This window comes from Mycobacterium sp., from assembly GCF_032161845.1.
GTDB lineage: Bacteria > Actinomycetota > Actinomycetes > Mycobacteriales > Mycobacteriaceae > Mycobacterium.
The window spans coordinates 1-2900 of sequence record NZ_JAVRQA010000565.1 but is presented as its reverse complement, the minus strand read 5'-3'; the positions used below and the strand labels follow the sequence as shown (position 1 = coordinate 2900).

The 2900-nt window shown below is 66.9% G+C and carries 4 protein-coding genes and 1 pseudogene; all 5 read right to left on the bottom strand.

Annotated elements, in window-relative coordinates; translation table 11 throughout:
- Positions 1 to 164 (bottom strand): annotated as a pseudogene (locus QOD90_RS31290) (methyltransferase type 11); the annotation flags it as partial.
- Positions 165 to 168: 4 nt separating this feature from the next.
- A complete protein-coding gene (locus tag QOD90_RS31285) occupies positions 169 to 1080 on the bottom strand; it encodes an aldo/keto reductase (RefSeq protein WP_526356461.1) in 912 nt (303 codons plus the stop codon).
- Between the two features lie 62 nt (positions 1081 to 1142).
- Positions 1143 to 1895 (bottom strand): PadR family transcriptional regulator, encoded by a 753-nt coding sequence (locus tag QOD90_RS31280; protein ID WP_526356459.1) that lies wholly within the window; start codon positions 1893 to 1895, stop codon positions 1143 to 1145.
- Between the two features lie 96 nt (positions 1896 to 1991).
- Positions 1992 to 2522, bottom strand: a complete 531-nt coding sequence (locus tag QOD90_RS31275; RefSeq protein WP_526356458.1) for a PadR family transcriptional regulator — start codon at positions 2520 to 2522, stop codon at positions 1992 to 1994.
- A gap of 63 nt (positions 2523 to 2585) precedes the next feature.
- Positions 2586 to 2900, bottom strand: a 315-nt coding sequence (locus tag QOD90_RS31270) for a cytosine permease (RefSeq protein WP_526356456.1), incomplete at its 5' end; no start/stop codon positions are given.

Below are 2900 nucleotides of genomic sequence, written 5' to 3'. Positions count from 1 at the left end.
TTGCCGAACCAGTCGCCGGTGCGATCGAGTGCGTTGACGACGGAGCGCTTGATCTCGGGGGCGACGTCGTCGCGGTCGAGATACTCCTGCCTATCGGTCTGCAGTAGCCGGTCGAGACAGGACGCGTCGGGCCCACCGCGCGGCATGGCGTCGATGCGGTTCATGCGGTCAACCAATCGCCGCGACGACGTCGGCCGGGAGTTCGATGTCCGCGACGGCGAGGTTCTCCTCGAGGTGCGCGACCGACGAGGTGCCGGGAATGAGCAGCACGTTGGGGGCGATCGCAAGGGTCCACGCGAGGGCGACCTGTGCGGGGGTGTGCCCGAGGGTGGCAGCTGCCTGCTTGACCGCTGGGTTGCCAAGGACCGGGTTGTCGGCGTTGAAGGCGGAGCCCAGCGGGAAGAACGGCACGAACGAGATTCCGCGTTCGGTGCACAGGTCGAGAACTGGCTGTGACGTCCGGTCGACCAAGTTGTAGGCGTTCTGCACCGTCACGATCTCGGTGCGGTCCAACGCGATCTGCAGGTGCTCGACGGTGATGCTGGACAGGCCGATGCCGCCGATGAGTCCCTCGTCGCGGGCGGTGATCATGGCGGTGAGCTGCCGATCGAACAGGGCGCGGTCGACGTCGGCAGCGGAGTTCGGGTCGTCACCGTGGATGCGAAGGTTGACCGCGGCGAGCTGATCGACGCCAAGCTCGCGCAGGTTCACCTCGATGTCGGCGCGCAAGTCGTCGGGCTGCGCCGCCGGTACCCAGTTGCCCTTCGCATCGCGGCGGGCGCCGACCTTGCTGACCAGCGCCAACCCGTCGGAATACGGGTGCAACGCCTCGCGGATCAGTTCGTTGGCGACGTCCGGGCCGTAGAACTGGGCGGTGTCGATGTGGTTGACCCCCAACTCGACGGCACGCTTCAATACCGCGATCGCCTGATCGTGATCGCGCGGCGGTCCGAAGACGCCAGGTCCGGGCAGTTGCATGGCGCCGAAGCCGACGCGATTGACGGTGAACTTGCCCAGTTGGAATGTTGGGCGGGATGGCGGGATGGATATTGGGCGGGATGGCGGGATGGATGAAGTCATGTCTTCATCCAACCGCGAAAGGGGCGCATTCCATCCGAATGCGCCCCTTCCGGTTGGCTCGATTACTCGGACTCGCCGAGGATGCCGTAGATCTCGCGGCGGGCGTTGTTGACGATGTCGACGATGCGCTGCTGCTGTTCAGCCGATGCGGCGTGCGCGGACTGCGCGACCGCTCCCATGAGCTGGCCGACCGCGCTGCGCAGGTTGGCATGGCCGGGATCGGCACCTTCGGTGATCTCCTCCCACGGCGGGGTCTCGATCTTCTCGGCGACGGCGCGGCCTGCTTCGGTGAGCTCGAACAGCTTCTTGTTGCCGTCGCTCTCGGTGCCCGCGATCAGGTCCTCGTCGACGAGCAGCTGAAGGGTCGGGTACACCGAGCCGGGGCTTGGCTTCCACAGGTCCTGGCTGCGCTCGGCGATCTCCTGGATCATTTCGTAGCCGTGCATCGGCCGCTCGGCGAGCAGCGTCAGAATGGCGGCGCGGACATCTCCGCGCCTACCGCGGCCACGGCCGCGGCCGCCGCCACGTGGGCCGCGTCCGCCTCGACCGAAGCCGGGGCCGCCGAAGCCGGGGCCGAATCCGGGGCCGCCGAAGCCACGGCCGAAGCCGGGTCCGAAACCGCCGCGAAAACCGCCGTCGAACGGACCGTCGCCGCCCGAGGTGTGCTCGTGGATGGCGTCGCGGAATTCGCGTCGGGCGGCACGCCGCTGTTCGTGGATGGCGCGACGGTCGACGGGTGAGAACCCGAAACCGAAGGGGCCGCCGTGGGGACGACCCTCGAAGGGGCCGCCGGGGGGTGTGAATGGGGTGTTCATGGTGTGTGTCTCCTTAGCCAGGAAACGCCGAATGCGTCTCCGATACGTTGACGATATATCGGAAACTATCGCGATGCAACCATTGGTACTACTCGGTCAGTCCTTCCGCTTCCTGTCGATGGCCTTGACCTGGGCACGAGCCCAATCGCCTTCCATGGCCGCGATGCGAAGCCCGTAGTCGAGAGCCGCGAGGCCGTAGAACGCGGCGTCGGCATCACTCCACGGCTGCAGCGAATCCCGCAGCGCCTGCAGCCGGACGAGTTCGGCATCGGCTTCGGCCGCGATGGACACGATGTGCTCGCGCGCCTGTTCAGGACGTAATTCGCCGAGCAGAAAGACGCGCAGCAGGGACGCGCTGCGAAAGGGTGGGTCGTCGCCAGGGGTGGTCAGCCACCGGATGAGTTCGGCCCGGCCTGCGGCGGTGACCCGATACTCCTTGCGGCCGCGGGGGCCGACGTCGGAGACCTCGATGAACCCATCCGTGGCGAGCTTGTTGAGCTCGCCGTACAGCTGGCTCTGGGTCGCCGGCCACACGTTCGCCATTGACTTCTCGAAACGGCGCAGCAGGTCATAGCCACTGCCAGGGTGCTGGGCGAGAAGTCCGAGGGCGGCGAAGCGAAGGCTCACCGCTCGAATATAGAACCTGACATGTCACAACTGGAATGTCACACGCGCAGGCGCCCCGGCTGATCAGGCCGGCTCGACCCGCAGAGCTGGCATCCGCCACGGCCCGCGGGTGGCCAACAGGTAGTACAGGCCGAAGGCCACCCCGCAGCCGATGAACCAGCTGTACTGCGATGCGCCCGCCATGCCGAACACCATGCCCCCGAGCAGCACCGGGATCACGGCCAGCAGCGCGCCGACCACCGTCGCTGCCACGGCGGCCGGGTTGTAGCCGCCCTTGTACCAGTAATTGGCCGTCTTCGACATCGTGAAGAGATCGTCGACGACGATCTTCTGCTTGCGCACCAGGTAGAAGTCGGCGAGCAGGACGCCGAACAGCGG

Excerpts from the sequence above, each read along its gene's own strand:
- QOD90_RS31285 (WP_526356461.1), bottom strand. The coding sequence starts at position 1,080 with ATGACTTCATCCATCCCGCCATCCCGCCCAATATCCATCCCGCCATCC.
- QOD90_RS31280 (WP_526356459.1), bottom strand. The coding sequence starts at position 1,895 with ATGAACACCCCATTCACACCCCCCGGCGGCCCCTTCGAGGGTCGTCCC.